This is a genomic window from Nitrosopumilus sp. b1 (assembly GCF_014078545.1).
GTDB lineage: Archaea > Thermoproteota > Nitrososphaeria > Nitrososphaerales > Nitrosopumilaceae > PXYB01.
The window spans coordinates 1-1,040 of record NZ_MU078796.1 but is presented as its reverse complement, the minus strand read 5'-3'; the positions used below and the strand labels follow the sequence as shown (position 1 = coordinate 1,040).

At 35.1% G+C, this 1,040-nt stretch carries 2 protein-coding genes; both read right to left on the bottom strand.

The window, feature by feature from the left end; genetic code table 11:
• The coding region (locus tag C6988_RS10925; RefSeq protein ID WP_182135476.1) for an iron-sulfur cluster assembly scaffold protein at nt 1-345 on the bottom strand (345 nt) is incomplete at its 3' end.
• A partial coding sequence (locus C6988_RS10920; protein WP_182135474.1) for an aminotransferase class V-fold PLP-dependent enzyme occupies nt 338-1,040 on the bottom strand: 703 nt, incomplete at its 5' end. The genes C6988_RS10925 and C6988_RS10920, both read right to left, overlap by 8 nt.

Here is a 1,040-nt window from a genome sequence, read left to right as displayed (position 1 = left end):
AAGGGATAACAATGCACATTTGATTCTGACTGCCTGAAGATTTTCAAGACCTAATTCACTTAAAACATCATTTTTTTCTAATTTTTTCACTTCTTCAATGTCTTTGCCTTTAGCAATTTCAGTTAGAACAGAAGAGCATGCCATGCAAATTGCACATCCTTTTCCATGAAATTTGATATCAGAGACTTTTTTGTCATCAAATTTCAAATCAATGTCAATACTATCACCACATAATGGATTAGAATCATGATATGTAACGTCAGGATTTTCCATTTCACCGTAGTTTAGAGGATTTCGTGAATAATCGATAATCATCTCATGGTAAATGTCAGCATTACTACTCAAGCTTAAACAACCTCGCTACCTTTTCTAATGACTTGATTAATGCATCAACATCTTCTTTTGTATTGTAAATGTAGAAACTGGCACGGTTTGTTGCAGCAACATCAAGTTTTTCCATCAAAACTTGTGCACAGTGATGTCCAGAACGAACTGCAATGCCTTCCTCATCAATAATTTGTGCTACATCATGAGGATGAACATCTGAGAAATTAAATGAGATTACACCACCGCGTTTTGAAATATCTTTTGTGCCATAAATGGTGATTCCCTTTACTTTAGAAATTTTATCCATCGCATATTTTGTTAGCTCAACTTCATGTTCACGTACATTATCCATTCCAATTTTTGTTAGATAATCAATTGCAGCACCAAATCCAACTACATCTGCAATATTTGGAGTTCCTGCTTCAAATTTGTATGGCAGATCATTCCAAGTTGTCTCAAATTTGTGTACTTCACGAATCATATCACCACCACCATGAAATGGATTCATAGTTTCAAGAACATCCTTTCTAACCCACAAAACACCAACACCTGTTGGTCCGAGCATTTTATGTCCAGAGAAAGCAAAAAAGTCACATCCTAATTTTTCCAAATCAACATGCATGTGTGGTACTGCTTGTGCACCATCAATTAAGGTAAGAACTCCTGCTTGCTTGCATTTTGAAATTATTTTTTCTGCATCAGTAATTGTTCCT